The sequence below is a fragment of the Tateyamaria sp. syn59 genome (genome assembly GCF_007995245.1).
Classification (GTDB): domain Bacteria; phylum Pseudomonadota; class Alphaproteobacteria; order Rhodobacterales; family Rhodobacteraceae; genus Tateyamaria.
Map to the genome: position 1 here is coordinate 23,337 of NZ_VCBA01000013.1, position 16,075 is coordinate 39,411.

13 protein-coding genes are annotated in these 16,075 nt (G+C 61.2%); 9 read left to right on the forward strand and 4 right to left on the reverse strand.

Going from position 1 to position 16,075, the window contains the following annotated elements; translation table 11 throughout:
- Nucleotide 1: 1 nt before the first annotated feature.
- A complete protein-coding gene (locus FD715_RS18780; protein WP_147113617.1) occupies nucleotides 2–187 on the reverse strand; it encodes a hypothetical protein in 186 nt (61 codons plus the stop codon).
- Nucleotides 188–387: 200 nt separating this feature from the next.
- Here FD715_RS18780 and FD715_RS18785 point away from each other — a divergent pair, with 200 nt between their 5' ends.
- The 7 genes from FD715_RS18785 (at nucleotide 388) to FD715_RS18815 (ending at nucleotide 6,389) form a co-directional block, all read left to right on the forward strand.
- Entirely contained in the window at nucleotides 388–606 is a 219-nt protein-coding gene (locus FD715_RS18785) for a hypothetical protein (RefSeq protein ID WP_147113620.1), read from the forward strand.
- An 87-nt stretch (nucleotides 607–693) separates the two neighbouring features.
- Nucleotides 694–1,023: a sarcosine oxidase subunit delta gene (locus FD715_RS18790; protein ID WP_147113623.1), complete on the forward strand. Its 330-nt coding sequence runs from the start codon at nucleotides 694–696 to the stop codon at nucleotides 1,021–1,023.
- A 67-nt stretch (nucleotides 1,024–1,090) separates the two neighbouring features.
- The gene (locus FD715_RS18795; RefSeq protein ID WP_147113628.1) at nucleotides 1,091–4,105 is read left to right on the forward strand and encodes a sarcosine oxidase subunit alpha family protein; all 3,015 of its coding nucleotides are present in this window, start codon (nucleotides 1,091–1,093) and stop codon (nucleotides 4,103–4,105) included.
- A complete protein-coding gene (locus FD715_RS18800) occupies nucleotides 4,098–4,667 on the forward strand; it encodes a sarcosine oxidase subunit gamma (RefSeq protein ID WP_147113632.1) in 570 nt (189 codons plus the stop codon). Before FD715_RS18795 ends, FD715_RS18800 begins: the two co-directional genes overlap by 8 nt.
- 64 nt (nucleotides 4,668–4,731) lie before the next feature.
- The gene (locus FD715_RS18805) at nucleotides 4,732–5,124 is read left to right on the forward strand and encodes a hypothetical protein (RefSeq protein ID WP_189799554.1); all 393 of its coding nucleotides are present in this window, start codon (nucleotides 4,732–4,734) and stop codon (nucleotides 5,122–5,124) included.
- Between the two features lie 138 nt (nucleotides 5,125–5,262).
- Nucleotides 5,263–5,688 carry a hypothetical protein gene (locus FD715_RS18810; RefSeq protein WP_147113638.1) on the forward strand — a complete coding sequence of 142 codons (426 nt, stop codon included), beginning with the start codon at nucleotides 5,263–5,265 and terminating at the stop codon, nucleotides 5,686–5,688.
- A gap of 101 nt (nucleotides 5,689–5,789) precedes the next feature.
- Nucleotides 5,790–6,389 carry a superoxide dismutase gene (locus tag FD715_RS18815; protein ID WP_147113641.1) on the forward strand — a complete coding sequence of 200 codons (600 nt, stop codon included), beginning with the start codon at nucleotides 5,790–5,792 and terminating at the stop codon, nucleotides 6,387–6,389.
- A gap of 155 nt (nucleotides 6,390–6,544) precedes the next feature.
- Here the strand turns inward: FD715_RS18815 and FD715_RS18820 are convergent, their stop codons facing one another.
- Nucleotides 6,545–7,084: a TIGR00730 family Rossman fold protein gene (locus tag FD715_RS18820; protein ID WP_147113644.1), complete on the reverse strand. Its 540-nt coding sequence runs from the start codon at nucleotides 7,082–7,084 to the stop codon at nucleotides 6,545–6,547.
- A 126-nt stretch (nucleotides 7,085–7,210) separates the two neighbouring features.
- Here FD715_RS18820 and FD715_RS18825 point away from each other — a divergent pair, with 126 nt between their 5' ends.
- Together FD715_RS18825 and FD715_RS18830 are read left to right on the forward strand one after the other, a co-directional pair.
- On the forward strand, nucleotides 7,211–8,557 hold the full coding sequence (locus FD715_RS18825; protein WP_147113647.1) for a LysM peptidoglycan-binding domain-containing protein: 1,347 nt from the start codon (nucleotides 7,211–7,213) through the stop codon (nucleotides 8,555–8,557).
- Between the two features lie 80 nt (nucleotides 8,558–8,637).
- Entirely contained in the window at nucleotides 8,638–10,491 is a 1,854-nt protein-coding gene (locus FD715_RS18830) for an ABC transporter ATP-binding protein/permease (protein WP_147113650.1), read from the forward strand.
- A 291-nt stretch (nucleotides 10,492–10,782) separates the two neighbouring features.
- On the opposite strand, the gene FD715_RS18835 is transcribed toward FD715_RS18830, so the two are convergent.
- Together FD715_RS18835 and FD715_RS18840 are read right to left on the reverse strand one after the other, a co-directional pair.
- Complete coding sequence (locus FD715_RS18835) at nucleotides 10,783–14,673, reverse strand: efflux RND transporter permease subunit (protein WP_147113653.1); 3,891 nt, start codon at nucleotides 14,671–14,673, stop codon at nucleotides 10,783–10,785.
- The gene (locus tag FD715_RS18840; RefSeq protein ID WP_147113656.1) at nucleotides 14,670–15,965 is read right to left on the reverse strand and encodes an efflux RND transporter periplasmic adaptor subunit; all 1,296 of its coding nucleotides are present in this window, start codon (nucleotides 15,963–15,965) and stop codon (nucleotides 14,670–14,672) included. Before FD715_RS18840 ends, FD715_RS18835 begins: the two co-directional genes overlap by 4 nt.
- Nucleotides 15,966–16,075: the final 110 nt, after the last annotated feature.

The following is a 16,075-nucleotide window of genomic DNA, read 5'->3' on the forward strand; positions in this document are numbered from 1 at the left end:
GTCAGTCGTGCGTCTTTTCTCCTTCGCCCGCGGCAGAGCCAAAGGCGATCAGGCTGGCGACATCCACTTCGCGCCCGCCACGGGCTTCGAGCCGCTTGGCCGCCGCGCGCCGTTCGAGCATAAACATGATGACCGCACCTACTGCGATCGCGCCAAAGACCAGGATGGCGCCGGTTGTGTGATCCATGGTGATCTCCTGTCAACTTTGGTTGACAGTGGCACAGAATCGCCGGTCAGGTCACGCAAAATCACCAAACAAGCGGAACGTGGCCACCTGAAACCGGCTAAACCGGCTGCCCTCGGCCCGTTTCCGGGCCATTGCCGCGTACCAATTGCGCTAGGCCGTTCCAGTGCTGACATGAGGCTTCAGAAATCGGAGGCTTACTCATGTCAGACTATCCTAACCCGAATATCTATCGTGGCGACGGCGTGTCCGGCCGCGGGCTTCTTATCTCATTCGCCGTCGTCGTTGCCGTTGTCGCGCTGCTTGCCCTTCTGGGCTCTGTCGGCTCGGGCGGTCGCGAAGGCGCGCCAACCCAGGATGCCGTTGCGCCAGCAGTCATTGACTCGACCGGCGCTGCAGGCATCGCGGTGCCAACCGAATAACTCCTCCCCAACTATTCGGACCGCATTAGGCGGGCGTCTTCGGGCGCCCGCCTTTTGCGTGTCCGCACCAACCATCGGACCACGCGCATGCTGATGCTGACTTGTCCCGTATGCGGCGTCACAGCCGAAGAGACCGAGTTTCACGCAGGGGGTGAGGCACACCTGACCCGCTTCGGACCCGGATCATCTGACGATGACTTTGAGACCTACCTGTTCATGCGCGAAAACCCTAAGGGCGTGCATTTCGAACGCTGGCGGCATGTCTATGGATGCGGCAAGTGGTTTCATGCGGCGCGCTGCACAACGACGCTTGAGGTGTTCGGGACGTATTCGGCCCAAGTGACAGAACCGCCAAAAGAGATCCTCGACGCAATCTCTGAAAAGCGCCCCGGCTGGACGTGGAGGGACCTCGCGTGATGTTTCTTCTGCCCAAAAATACCACCGCCGGGGGCTCCCACGCCAGCCGCAGCGATGAGGCCCAAACATGAGCACACGTCTTGCCACGGGTGGCCGCCTACTCAACAAGGAAAAGGCGGTGCGCTTTACCTTCAACGGCCAGCACATGCGTGGGTTCGAGGGGGACACGCTCGCCTCTGCCCTGCTTGCCAATGACCAGATGCTGGTGGGCCGGTCGTTCAAATACCATCGCCCGCGCGGCATCGTCGCTGCCGGAGCGGAAGAGCCCAACGCCTTGGTCAACCTCGGGGTCGAGGGCAAGTTCGAGCCGAACCAGCGCGCCACCACGACCGAGCTGTTTGAAGGTCTGCTTGCCACATCGCAGAACCACTGGCCGAGCCTGGAATTCGATGTGGGTGCCATCAACGCCAAGCTGTCGCGGTTCATGCCCGCAGGCTTCTACTACAAGATGTTCATCCACCCGCGGCCCTTGTGGAAGCACGTGTACGAGCCGTTCATCCGGCAAGCCGCCGGCCTGGGCCAAGCGCCCAAGGGACGGGACGCGGACACGTATGAGCATTTCCATGCGTTTTGCGATGTACTGGTGATCGGCGGTGGCATTGCCGGTCTTTTGGCCGCGCGCTCAGCGGCTCAGGCTGGTGCGCGGGTTCTGATCCTAGAACAAACGGCCCATTGGGGCGGTCGTGCGCCCGTTGACGGCGGCGAAGTTGACGGCAAGCCTGTGGATAAGATCGTGGACGAACTGGTGTCAGAGCTCGCTGACATGGCAAATGTCACGATGCGCACACGCACGATGGGGGCAGGTTTGTATGACCACGGCTATGTCCTCGGGTATGAGCGCCTGACGGACCACGCACCCGAAACAGACGGTCCGCGCCATCGCCTGTGGCGTATCCGTGCCGGGCACATCATCACCGCAACAGGCGCCATTGAACGTCCGTTGTCCTTTGCAGGCAATGACATACCGGGCGTGATGCTCGCCTCTGCCGTCCGGGATTACGTGGTGAACTACGGTGTCAGCGCGGGCGACCGAACCGTCATCGTGACCAACAATGACGACGCATACCGCACTGCAACCGCTTTGAAAGCGGCGGGGCTGGATGTTCCGGTCATTCTGGACGCACGTGTGTTGCCCGTCGACAGCCCGCTTATGGCCGAAGCGAAAGCCGCAGGCATTCGGGTGATGATGGGCCACGGCGTTGCCAAGGTTCTGGGCGGTAAGCGCGTGACCGGCGTGGCCGTCTGCGCGCAGGCGGGCGAGGGCGCAGTTCTGGAAGAGATCGCCTGCGACGCGGTTGCCATGTCAGGCGGCTGGTCTCCGGTCGTCCACCTGTGGTCGCATTGCGGTGGCAAGCTGCTCTGGGACAGTGATTTCGCCATGTTCCGCCCCGATGTGGATAAAGCGCCGACAGGCGCGGATGGTTCACCCTTCGTCAGCTGCGCTGGCGCTGCAAACGGCCATTTCGGTCTGACCGAGATTGTCGGTGACGCACACGCCATGGGTCACGCAGCGGCCCGAGCGACTGGACATGAGGCCATACCCAAGCCCGCACCCGACGCCGCCAGCACCGAAGAGGCGCCGATGGCCCCTGTCTGGCTCATGCCGCAGGCGGCAGGGACGGCGTTGCGTGGCAAGGCGTGGCTCGACTACCAGAACGACGTCAAGGTGTCGGATGTGCAGCTTGCCGCGCAGGAAGGGTTTGAAAGCGTCGAACATGCCAAACGCTACACGACCCTCGGCATGGCGACGGATCAGGGCAAGCTCAGCAACATCAACGGGCTCGCGATCCTGTCGGACGCCTTGAACCAGCCGATCCCGCAGACCGGCACGACTACCTTCCGTCCGCCCTATACGCCTATTTCCATGGGCGCCATCGCGGGCGAAGCGCGTGGCAAGGTGTTCCAACCCGTCCGCCAAACCCCGATGCATGCCTGGCATCACGAAAACGGCGCAAACTGGGAACCCGTGGGCCACTGGCGCCGTCCCTACGCCTATGTTCGCAGCGGCGAGACCGTGCACGACGCTGTTATGCGCGAGACCAGAAACGTTCGTGAAAACCTTGGGCTGCTCGACGCCTCAACGCTCGGCAAGCTGGTTGTCAAAGGGCCGGATGCGGGCAAGTTCCTCGACCTGCTCTACACCAACATGATGAGCACGCTGAAGCCTGGCAAATGCCGCTACGGCCTGATGTGCAGCGAAAACGGTTTTCTGATCGACGACGGCGTGGTGGCCCGGATCGACGAGGACACGTTCCTCTGCCACACCACCACCGGAGGGGCCGAGCGCATCCACCAACACATGGAAGAATGGCTGCAGACCGAATGGTGGGACATGAAGGTCTATGTCGCCAACGTGACGGAGCAATACGCCCAGATCGCCGTGGTCGGCCCCAAAGCGCGCAAGGCTCTGGAAGCGCTGGGCGGCATGGATGTCTCTGCTGAGGCGCTTGGGTTCATGGAATGGGCCGATGGCACGCTGGGCGGGTTCGACGTCCGCGCCTACCGCATCTCGTTCTCGGGAGAGCTCAGCTACGAGATTGCCGTCAAAGCCTCCGAAGGGCAGGCGTTCTGGGATGCGCTGATGACCGTCGGCGATGCGCTTGGTGTCATGCCCTATGGCACAGAGGCGCTGCATATCCTGCGCGCCGAAAAGGGCTTCATCATGATCGGCGACGAAACCGATGGCACCGTGATCCCCCAGGATCTTGGCCTGCACTGGGCGCTGTCGAAGAAGAAGGACGACTACCTAGGCAAACGGGCGCAGGAGCGCACGCATATGATCGATCCCGAGCGCTGGCAGCTTGTCGGGCTGGAAACCGTCGATGGTTCGGTCCTGCCTGACGGGGCCTATGCTGTGGCAGCTGGAACCAACGAAAACGGTCAACGCAACATGCAGGGGCGGGTGACGTCGTCCTATCACTCACCAAACCTGAACAGGGGGATCGCCATGGGCCTCGTGCTACACGGTCCTGATCGCATGGGTGAGGTGATCGACTTTCCCGGCACTGATGGCACCACCTATACGGCCAAGATCGTGAGCCCCGTCTTTTTTGATCCCGAAGGGGAGAAGCAGAATGTCTAAGGCAGTCAGTGCGCTGAACGGCGCCACGTGGTCCGACGGGATCGCAACGATCAGCGAAGTGACACTGCAGGGCATGATCACTCTGCGCGGCGACCTAAGCGATCCGGCCATACGAAGTGCCGCGACTGGCGTTGCCGCGGTGGATATGCCCGATCAGGGACAGGCGCAGTGCACAGACGACCGCGGTCTCTGCTGGATGTCGCCGGACGAATTGCTGGTGCTGTGCCCATATGATGAGGTCGCGGCAAACATCGAAAAGATGCAGACGGCTCTCAAGGGCATTCACAGCCTGTGCTTCAACGTCTCTGACGCGCGCGCGGTCTTTGACCTGTCCGGCCCGAACGCGCGGGATGTTCTGGCCAAGCTCGTACCGGTTGATCTGGCGCCGGAGCGTTTCACGAAAGGTATGTTCCGACGCACTCGGATGGCGCAAGTGCCTGCTGCCTTTTGGCTGCACGACACGGACCACTTCCGCATCATCTGTTTCCGCAGCCAGGCGCAGTATGTTTACGATTTGCTAAAGACCGCATCTGCCTGTGGCTCAACTGTGAGTTACTTTTAGTCTGGAAATCGGCATAGGTTTCGTGTTTGGGTGCAATAGCAACAACCAGATCTATGAGTATCGAGTGAAAACAGTATTGTTGGGCGCAGCCTCCGCAATCGTAATGTCCACAGCTGCCTTTGCGGAACAGTATGTTTGCAACATCAAGGCAGCGAAGGACTCGTTCGTGTCGCCCGTTCTGGCATTCGAACTTGTGCCAGGCCAGGACAGCGCCCTGGTTTACGACGTCTTTGTGCACGAGGTGCATGGCGAACCGGTCGCGGCCAAGGTAAAGAAGATGGGTGGCGACAAGTACCGCTTGCAATGGGTTGTGAACGGTATCCCGACAACGACCACACCGGCCAGGGTCAGCTACCGCGCCACAATTGATATCGCCACGAAGCAGGTTTTTGTGCGCGGCAACATCTTTGCTGCTGACAACACCGTGCAGGGGCGCGGCGCTTGCGTTATCGAATAGCGTGCTAGGCAAGCATGAGAGTTAGCCGACCACCTGCGCACGCAGTATAAGAAATCAACTTACACCGCACGCAAAACAGCGCTGCATGTGCTTTGCGAAAACTCCGCGATTGTATTTCTCTGAAAATGGGCCCGATCAATGAAACGTAATATTCTGAAACTGGCGACTGCTGCTTTAATGCTGACCGCACCAGCGGCTTTTGCACAAACCACGACCTATGATTGTAAGGTGGCTTCCCTGGAAGGACGCGGGTTCATTCAAGACCGCGTCATCTTCTCGGTCAATCCGAACACGGGTCAGGCGGCTGTCGTCGATGGAGTCGTCATGTATGTCTACGAAAAACCTATCGCCGCTGACTTCCAACTGCTTGGCAACGGACAGTACCGGCTGAAGTGGGAAGTGAACAACCTCAAGTCGGGCTCACAAAGTTTCAACGTCGACTACACTTTGCAGTATCGCCCAAACGACAAGGGGTTCACCATGCGCGGTTGGCTCAGCGGGTTTGCCAACCGTCCTTTCGGCAGCGGCACCTGTGCTGTTTCCTCTGGCCGAGCGCTGTTCTGATCCTCAGACACAGTGACATTTCGTACGGCTTCGCCTTGATCTTGCAGCGTAACGCACGATCTGTCAGGAGCGGACTGTAATACGAAAATGAGGTGGCCCCAATGGCTTTTGAACTTCCTGACCTTCCCTATGCCCACGACGCTCTGGCGGACAACGGCATGTCGAAAGAGACGCTGGAATATCACCACGACCTGCACCACAACGCCTATGTCACGAACGGCAACAAGGCGATTGAAGGCACCGAGTGGGAGGGCAAGTCGCTCGAAGAGATCATCGTCGGCACCTACGATGCCAGCGCCGTGGCCCAGAACGGCATCTTCAACAACATCAGCCAGTTGTGGAACCACAACCAGTTCTGGGAAATGATGGGCCCGGGCGACAGCGCAATACCCGGTGAGTTGGAGAAGGCCCTGACCGAAAGCTTTGGTTCGGTCGACACGTTCAAAGAACAGTTTTCCGCGGCAGGTGCAGGCCAGTTCGGCTCCGGCTGGGCGTGGCTGGTCAAGGACACCGACGGTAGCCTCAAAGTCACCAAGACCGAAAATGGCGTGAACCCGCTCTGCTTCGGTCAGACGGCACTGCTGGGATGCGACGTGTGGGAGCATTCCTACTACATCGACTTCCGCAACAAGCGGCCTGCCTATCTGACGAACTTCCTCGACAATCTCGTGAACTGGGAAAACGTCGCCAGCCGCATGTAATCGGTCTGGCCAAGCTTAATACAGCTTTGTGGGGGCTGGCAGCGCTGCTGCCGGCCCTTTTCATTTGTGTTTGATGGAACGAAGCAGCGAGGTTGAGGCGGTGTCGGACATCACCGGAATCGCGTTTTGCGGATTGCCAATGCCGCAGCCGGTGCCTAACCCAGCGCGGCCAGTGCCTCAGCCGCGCACTCGACAACCGAGTAGTAGTCCAGCAGTGACTTGTCGGCGAACCCCTTTGTCACAACGTGCTGCAAAAGGTCGACCAGCGGGTCCCAATACCCTTCGACATTCATCAGAACGACCTGCTTCTCATGCAGACCCAGTTGCCGCCATGTCAGCACCTCGAACAGCTCATCAAGTGATCCGGCACCGCCCGGCATGACAACCACCGCATCACAATTCATGAACATGACCTTCTTGCGCTCGTGCATGGTCTCGGTCACGACGTAGCGGGTCAGGTCGGTCTTTCCGACCTCCCAGTCCACCAGGTGACGCGGAATGACACCGAACGTATCGCCGCCCTCGGCCTGTGCGGCCCGTGCGACTGATCCCATCAGGCCCACATCCCCCGCGCCATAAACCAGTCGCCAACCGCGCGCTGCAATGCCTGCGCCAAGGGCCTCGGCCTCAACGCTGAATGCGGGCGAAACACCCGGGCGCGAGCCGCAATATACGCAGACGGACAGATAGGACATGTGGTGCTCCTGTAACGGGCGCGCGAAAGTGATGGTTTTGTGACGCCGTTCTTTTGACCGCTATAGCGCCGCCTGTTATTGAAGCGCAACGAAACCGGGAAAACCGGTGCGGTGGAAAGGGTCTACATGTCCAAATGGGCGGCATTTGCCGGGTCAAACGGTGCCTTGGTCGGGACGGTCGCGGTTGTGGCGGCAGTGGCCGTTGGCGCTGGGCTGTACTTCAACGCCAACCAGTCCGGTCCAGTCCCGGTCGCACAACCGACCGAGGTTGCGACCGCGCCGCAAGTGACCGCCGCCGCGCCTGATGCTGAAGCTACACCTGACGTCGCTGTGCCGCTTGATCCGCCCTCGATCGACGAGGTGCGCGTGGAACCCGATGGCCTGACCGTGATCGCTGGCCGCGCAGCGCCAGGCAGCAAGGTGTCGGTGCTGCTGGACGGCGCGCAGAATGCAGAAACAACCACCGACAACGGCGGAAGCTTTGCCGCAATCACCAAATTGCCGCCCAGCCAAAAGGCGCAGGTCCTGACCGTCGTGCAGCGCGTCGGCATTGACGAGATTGCATCGGTGGATGAGGTGATCCTTGCACCGCAACGTCAGCCCGAGCCGAATGCCGTTGCCACAGCCCCGGCCGAACCCCAACAAACGGAAGCGGTGGCTATGGCCATACCGGAAGATGCGATAGAGGAGCCGCGCCTGCCTGCAGACGCGGGCTCCGCACAAGCGACCCCGGAGGCTGCGACACCGGACGCTCAATCAGTCGCTGCAGCATCCGACGCTACGGCGCCGACTGACCCTGTTGCACCCGAGCGGCACGCCGAGGACACCGCCGCCGCGAAAACAGCGCCCGACCCGGCAGGGGCTGCGGTCACGCAAGCGCCGGTTGCCGAAGCTGACGCACCGCAAGCAGACCCGGTACAAACCGCACAGGTCGACAGCGCGCAGCAGGTCACAGTGCTCAAATCCACCGAAGACGGCGTTGAAGTGCTGGGCAACACAGCCCCCGAGGCGTTGGACAATATTGCCCTCGACAGCATCAGCTATTCCGACGCAGGCGAGGTTGAGCTTGCAGGCCGGGCGCAGGCCGACGCCGATGCCGTGCGCGTCTACGTGAACAACGCGCCCGTCGCCGACATCGACGTGGCATCCGACGGCCGCTGGAAGGGCGAACTGCCCGACATCGACACAGGCACCTACACCCTGCGCGTAGACGAACTGGACACCGCGGGGCAGGTCACCAGCCGTGTCGAAACACCATTCCGACGCGAAGACCCACAAGTGCTGGCCCAGACAGAGGGGGTCGCAGCCCCCGCTACACAGATCACGGTTCAGGCCGGAAACACCCTCTGGGCCATTGCACGCGACCGCTACGGTGAGGGGACGCTCTATGTGCAGGTGTTCGAGGCCAACCGCGACCGCATCCGCAATCCGGACCTGATCTTTCCCGGCCAGATCTTTGCCCTACCAAACTGACGTGTAAATCGACCGGCGCGCTGGCAACTCACCCACCGCTGCCTTAGATAGTGGCACCTGAACGTCAGGAACCTACCCGCATGCCCGCAGACAGCTCAGCGTCGTCAGCACCCGCTGATCAAGCGCCCCACTCCAATGACCCCAGCGACAAGGTGGCAGAAGCCGAACGCAAATCCGGCCTGCGCACGATCCGTAAGGTCGCGCCATATCTCTGGCCTGACGACAAACCGTGGGTCAAGAAACGGGTCGTTCTGGCGATGCTGGCGCTGGTCCTGTCCAAGGTCGTGTCGGTCTACACGCCCATCCTATACCGCGACGCCGTCAACGTCCTGAGCGGCGAAGGTGTCTCGGACCTCGCCCTTGGGGCTATCGGCCTCACCGTTGCCTATGGGGTGGCGCGGCTCATGAACGTGGGCTTTCAGCAACTGCGCGACGCCATCTTTGCCCGTGTCGCGCAGCGCGCGCTGCGGATGCTGGCGCTTGAAACCTTCCAGCACATCCACCGCCTGTCCATGCGCTACCACATCACGCGCAAGACCGGTGGGCTGAGCCGCATCATCGAACGCGGGGTAAAGGGCGTCGAATTCCTGCTGCGCTTCCTTCTGTTCTCCATCGGGCCGCTGGTGCTCGAGCTTTTGATGATCGGGGTCGTGCTCACGATCCTTTTCGACATCTGGTATCTGGTCGTCGTGGCCGTCACCATTGGGCTTTATGTCTGGTTCACCTTTGCCGTCACCGAATGGCGGGTAAAGCTGCGACGGGTCATGAACGACCAGGACACGGACGCCAACCAAAAGGCCATCGACAGCCTGCTCAATTACGAAACGGTCAAGTATTTCGGCGCCGAGGCGCGCGAAGCCGGGCGCTATGACAAGGCGATGGAAGGGTACGAGGCGGCGGCGCTCAAGACCAGCTATTCGCTGGCCTTCCTCAATTTCGGCCAGTCGCTGATCATCACCGCGGGCCTTGTGGGTGTCATGGTTATGGCGGCCATCGGCGTGCAGAACGGGTCGCTGACCGTAGGCGATTTTGTCATGGTCAACGCCTACATGATCCAGATCACTATGCCGCTCAATTTCCTCGGCACCGTCTACCGTGAGATCCGGCAGGCGCTGGTGGATATGGGCGAAATGTTCGATCTGCTCGAACAACCGGCCGAGGTGGTGGACGCTCCGAACGCCAAGGCACTGGATGTGACCGGCGGACGGATCGAACTGGATAACGTGCATTTCGGCTATGACGCGGCCCGACCGATCCTCAAGGGCGTATCGGTCGTGGCTGAACCCGGCCAGCAGGTGGCCATCGTCGGCTCGACCGGGTCGGGTAAGTCCACAATCGGGCGACTTCTTTTCCGGTTCTATGATGTGGCGTCGGGTGCGCTGCGCATCGACGGGCAGGACGTGCGCGAGGTCACCCAAGACAGCCTGCATGCAGCCATTGGCGTCGTGCCGCAGGACACGGTGCTGTTCAACGATACGATCCGCTACAACATCGCTTATGGACGCGATGACGCCACTTACGCGGATATCGAACGGGCGGCCAAGGCGGCTCAGATCCACGATTTCATCATGGGCCTGCCGGACGGGTATGACACCGCAGTGGGCGAGCGCGGGCTGAAGCTGTCGGGCGGTGAAAAGCAGCGCGTCGGCATTGCACGCACGCTTCTGAAGAACCCGCCCATCCTCCTGCTGGACGAAGCCACCAGCGCGCTCGACACCGAGACAGAGCAGGAGATCAAGGAAGCACTGAACGCCGCCGGTCAGGGGCGCACAGTCCTGACCATTGCGCACCGGCTCAGCACGATCGCAGAGGCGGACCGCATCGTTGTGCTTGAACAGGGTGAAATCGTCGAAACCGGAACCCACGATGAATTGCTGGCCAACGATGGGCGCTACGCCCAACTGTGGCAGCGGCAGCAAGCGGACGAGTTGTGACGCGCCGCGCGGCCTTGTCTTGCCGTCAAACGGACTCCGCCTGCCATCCCGTAGCCGTTTCATAAAGCACGCGTTTTAATAAACGCAGACAAGATGCGGCCTTGTCTCAAGGCAAAAGTCTGCGCTGTAGGAAGCTCCTGGCGAGGTAACGCAGAACGTGGGTTCTACCTTTATGCCGCGTGGTCGCAGGCAGGTGTGCCAGATTGACAGGCGGTTCGTGGACCCGGAACGAATAAAGCGCCGGTCGGAAGACCGGCGCTTTTGCTTTTCGGCGCGGCAGCGCTCGTGCGCCTATTCCGCCGCTTTAAGCGGTGCCGCCGTGAGTGGTTTGGGCAGTGGCGCCTCAGCATGGGCGGGTTCTTCGCCGAAGTCCCAGACCAGTTCCTCGGTTGCCACGGTCTTGCAATCGCGCGACAGCGCCCAGTCCTGTGCCGCGCGGCTGGCGCGGCCCATGGAAAGTTTGGCAAAGAGCTGGCTGAGCCAACCGGCATAGGTCACGATCCAGACCCGCAGCGCCAGCAAGGATGGCGTCACCATCAGTGTCAGCACCGTGGCAATCCCCAGGCCAAATACGACCGCCGTCGCCAACTGCTTCCACCAAAGTGCCGTGGGGCTGTCGACGGTGTAACCGCCATTGCCGAAGTCCAGAGACAGGCCGAACATCATCGGCGCAAGGCCCGCCATCGTCGTGATCGTGGTCAGCAGCACGGGGCGGATACGGTCCTGCGCCGTGCGGATGATCGCCTCGATCCGGGGCATGTATTTTTCGTATTCCTGGTAGGTGTCGATCAGCACGATGTTGTTGTTCACCACGATGCCCGCCAACGCGACGATGCCCGTACCCGTCATGATGATCGAGAACGCCTGTCCCATGACAAGCATCCCGATCAGCACACCGGTCGTGGACAGCACGACCGCACCTAGCACGAGGAGCGCGTTGTAGATCGAATTGAACTGGGCCAGCAGGATGATGAACATCAGGAACAGGGCCCCGGCAAAGGCTTGCCCCAGGAACGCACTGGATTCGGCCTGATCCTCCTGGTCGCCGGTCCATTCGGTTTCGACGCCTGCGGGGAACGGGTTCGTTTCGACCCATTTTGTGATCTCAGCGATGCGCTCGTTGGCGTTTACGGGGATCATCCGCAACTCACCCGCATTCAATTCTGCCTGTAGGTCCACGCCCCGGCCCTCGGGCGCGAGGTTGAAGAGGGCGTATCCCTGCCCATCGACAGTGACAACGGCATCCGTTGAGGGGCGCACGGTGGCGACGATCTGCTCGACATCTGTGGTGCCATTGACCCGCTCGGTCCGCACCAGTTTATGCAGGCCGTCGAGGACATCCGCCTTCACATCGAAATACCGCTTCTGATCGACCCGGCTGATCTGCGCCAACTCGGCCACGGGGATGCGGGTGATGAAGTTGGCCAGCGGCACCAGACCATCCGCCGTGCGCACCTTCAGCGTGTCGAGCGTGGACAACACCCGGTCATCTTCCGGCAGGCGCACGCGGATTTCGATTTCCTCGTCCGACGTGTCCACCCGCATCGTGTCCAGCAGCAGACCGCGCGTCACCAGTTGCACCATCGCGCCAACGGTCGCCACATCAGCGCCGAAACGGCCCGCTTTTTCGACATCCACGTCGATCTGCCAGTCGATGCCGGGCAGGGGGCGCGTGTCCTCGATCCGGGTCAGGCCCGGCGTGCTGTCGAACTGGGCTCGGGCGAGGGATGCCGATTGCAACAGGTCTTCCCAATTGTCGCCCTTGATGCGCAGATGCACAGGCTTGGCCGATGCCGGGCCCTGCGCCAGCGCTAGAACCTCGGTCCGGATGCCCGGGATCTGCGACAGCTCCGCCGTCAGCTCATCCAGGATGGTGTTGCCGTCAAAATCAGATGCCTTGACTTGCCGCATGACCGTCCGATCGGTGAAGGGGATCGTGAACCATGGCTCGGACGTGTCGGGCCGGTCCTCCCATGCGATGGTCTCCAACTGGATCTGACCAATGGTGTCGCGCGGGCTTTGCGCACCGCCGGTGTTGGCGTTCAGACCACCGGCACCGGCAAAGGCAAAGGCGCTTTTGATGCCGGGATGCGCCAGCACGATCTCTTCGGCCTGACGCAGCAACGTGTCCTTTTCGTCCAGCGACATGTTTCCGCGGGCCAGCACATAGACAATCGACTGCTCCGGCTCCGTCTCGACAAAGAACTCCACACCGCGATTGTTGTTGATGAAGAAGATCATCGTGGTGCCGACAAAGACAAAGACGCAGCCGATCATGACCAGTGGCATGATCGGATTGCCGACAATGCCCTGAATGACATAGCCGAAGGTCGACCGCTGATAGCCCGCATTCACACGGCGATTGCGCGTGCCAAACACTTTGCGCCAGCCCCAGGTGAGGCCAAACCCAAGGCGCAGAAACAGGGCGGTCACCGACAATGCTGCCATGATAGCCCCTGCAAAGGCGAGCGCGGCCAGCACCAGCATGGTCAGGCCGAACATGAACACGTCAATGAAGGTGGGCAGGACGGATCCAAACACGTTTTGTTGATCCATCACCGCAAAGGCGCCGGTAACACGGTCGAGCAGAAACGGCACCGCCATGAGGCCAAGCATCATTACGCCGGACAGCACGAACAATCCCGCATGGGCCAGGATCGGCATCGTGGCGATGCGCTGGTTGCCGTTGCTCAGCGCCTGAATGAACCGCCCCAGCACACCGCCCATCACAGGCAGGTAGACCAGCGCAACGATCAGCGACGCGGACAGAACAAAGATCAGCGTGACGGGCAACATGCCCATAAACTCGCCCGGCACACCGGGCCAGAACAGCATGGGTAGGAACGCGCAGAGCGTGGTCGCGGTCGACGACACGACCGGCCAGAACATACGCTTGGCCGCATCCACATAGGATTGCATGGGGCCGACCCCCGCCTGTTGCCGCTTGTCGGCATATTCCACGACCACGATGGCCCCATCCACCAGCATACCCACCGACAGGATCAGGCCGAACATCACGATGTTCGACACCGAAATGCCCATGATTGCCAACAGGACAAAGCACAGCAGGAACGATGTCGGGATGGCAAAGCCCACGAGGGCAGAGGCCCGCGGCCCCAGAAACGCCAGTGACACGATCATCACCAGCGCGATGGCGGTCAGGACAGAGCCTTCGAGCTGACGCACCATCGACGCCACTTCGCGGCTCTGGTCGTTCGATGTGCCGACGTTGACAACCGCTTTCAGCCCATCGGGCCACAATGCACTACGCTCGGCGACCAGTTCCTTCACCTCGGTGGCGGTGTCGATCAGGTTGAAACCCTTGCGTTTGACAACCTGCAGGGCGACGGTGTCCGCCCCGTTGAAACGGGCGGTCGAGACGCGGTCCTCAAAGGTCAGATTGATCTGCGCCAGATCGCCCAGCGTGATGACGCGGTCGCCATTGGTCTTGACCGGCAACTCATAAATGTCGCGCACGTCGTCAAAAGAGGAGGGGATCTTGACGGCAAAGGCACCCTGCGCCGTCTCCACCTCACCTGCTGCGATCAGTTGGTTGTTGTTCTGGACAACCGTGATCAACTCGCCTGCGGTGACATTGTAGGCCTCAAGGCGCAGCGGGTCGATGACCACCTCGACCATCTCGTCCCGGTTGCCGACAAGGCTCGCCTCCAGCACCGCGTCCAGCGCTTCGATATCGTCCTGCAGGTTCTTGGCCACGCGGGCAATCGTGCGTTCGGGGACGGGGCCCGAGAGGTTGACGATCACGATGGGGAATTCGGAAAAGTTGAACTCTTCAACCGTGTATTGCTCGAACCCGTCAGGGAAATCGGCTTCAGCCTTGTCCATGGCATCCCGCACATCGGCCATGACCTGGGTCTTGTCCCAACCAAACTCGAACTCCAGCACCACGTTGGCATAGCCTTCGGCGGCGGTCGTCGACATGCGGTCCAGTCCGTCCAGGTCGGCCAGTTCGGTTTCCATCGGCTTGATCAGCAGGGTCTCGGAATCCGAAGCCGAAATGCCGGGGAACGGCACCGAGATCACCAGTGTCGGGATTTCGATGTCCGGCTCGCCTTCCTTGGGCAACACGATATAGGCCAGTGCCCCCGCCGCGATAGACAGAAAGACAAAGGCCACGACCATCCGCGCGCGGGAGGCGGCCCAGTCAACGATACCGGTCATTGTGTCTGCTCCTGGAAGGTCGGCGCGACAGTGACACCTGCGGTCACGAATTCCTGTCCCACCACGATCACGTTGATCTCATCGGGTAGATCGGCCAGCCAGATGCCCTGTGCGGTGTCCCGGACGACCGTCGCCGAATTGAATGCGACAATGCCGTCTTCGTCCACGGTGCGCAGGCCCAGGGCCCCATCCTCGTTCAGTGTTAGTGCCGATGATGGAAGGAAATGCGCCTTCGCGCCTGCTGCGGAAATGGCGATTTCAGCCGTCTGGCCGTCGCTGATCTTCAGATCGGCATTGGGCACTTCAATCTCGACGCGGAAGGTACGTGTGGTCGGGTCAGCCGCACGGCTGAGGAAGGTGACTTCACCCGAAACCTCCTGCCCGCCTGCCGCGAGGCGGGCACCGGCGGTCGCGCCCGGTGTGATACGTGCGACCTCGGTTTCCGGGGCGTAGGCCACCAGCTTGATCGGATCAAGCTGGATCACGGTGGCGCAGAGTGAACCGGGCTGCAGCAATGTGCCCAGTTCTGCCGTGTCGCTTTCCAACAACCCGGCAAAGGGCGCGCGAATCTCCAGCCGCTCCAGTTCCTTTTCCGCCGTGGCAATAGCTGCGCTGGCGCTTTCGATCGTGGCGTCTGCGGCCTGCAAGCCGGATCTGGACGCGGTCACGCTGGCCTTTGCTGCTTCGAGCGAGGCTTGCGCTGCTGCTACCGCCGCATCGGCGTTCTTGACGCGGGTTTCTGCCGCAAAACCGTCTTCGCTCAGGCGGCGGGCCGCGTTCTGGTTCACAAGCGCTTCGTCGATACGGGCCTGCGCCTCGATGACCCGGCTCTCGGCTTCCGGCACCCGACTTTCTGCTTCGGTCTTGTTGGCGATGGCTTCGGCCAGCCGCGCGCGCGCCTCTGCGAGGGTTGATGCACGCGTGCCAGGGTCCAGCTCGCACATCAGCTGACCTGCTTCGACAAATGTCCCCTTGCGCAGCGGCGGAGAAATGACGGTTGAGGATGTCTCGGCCCGCACTTCGACTTCGCGTGCGGCCTCTGTCTGGCCGCGCAAGACCACGGCATTGTCTATTTCCCGCGCAACCGATGCACGGGCAACCACTCGGATCAAGGCTTGGGTGTCAGGGTCGCCCGAAGCCTCTGCAGCCCCGTTCAACGGCGCATCCGCGGTGTCACCTTCGGCGGTTTCAGCCCCGCCCGCAAGAAACGCGAGGGTTCGTTCCCGCTCGATAATCCAAAAATACAGCCCTGCGCCCACAACAATGGCCAAGATCAACGACACAATCCGCATTTCGTATTCTTTCCTGATAGACGGCACTTCGCAAACTGACGAAGCGTCACGCGGCATATAAGAGCTTACGTCTAAACTAACCAGTTCAGATTAAAAAAATTGAGACACAA